This window comes from Bacillus cereus group sp. Bce019, from assembly GCF_051781745.1.
Taxonomy (GTDB): Bacteria; Bacillota; Bacilli; order Bacillales; family Bacillaceae_G; genus Bacillus_A; species Bacillus_A cereus.
This window is the reverse complement of record NZ_JBPWJX010000157.1, coordinates 1-268: the sequence shown is the minus strand read 5'-3', so window position 1 is coordinate 268 and position 268 is coordinate 1. Positions and strand designations below refer to the sequence as shown.

The following is a 268-nucleotide window of genomic DNA, read 5'->3' as shown; positions in this document are numbered from 1 at the left end:
CATTTGTTTCTTGTTAAGTTTAAAAGACCGAAGGTAATGTGTAATCTTATTAAGATTCGTCATGTGAATCAGTTTGTGTATAAACCAATCTACAATTACCAAGTTGTTGTACTTGTCATCCCCACCTTGTTTAATGGGAACAATGTGATGACAATGAACACGTTCAATACCAATTTCCTCACCAGTTACATAACACTTACCATATTGAGCAACGTATTTTGATATCCTATTATCGTTGTACTCAATACTTTTATTCTTCGAATAAGTC

General features: G+C 32.8%; 1 protein-coding gene. It reads right to left on the bottom strand.

Annotated elements, in window-relative coordinates:
- Nucleotides 1-268: HNH endonuclease (locus ACS2QP_RS27835; RefSeq protein WP_438883078.1), on the bottom strand; the 268-nt coding region annotated here is incomplete at both ends.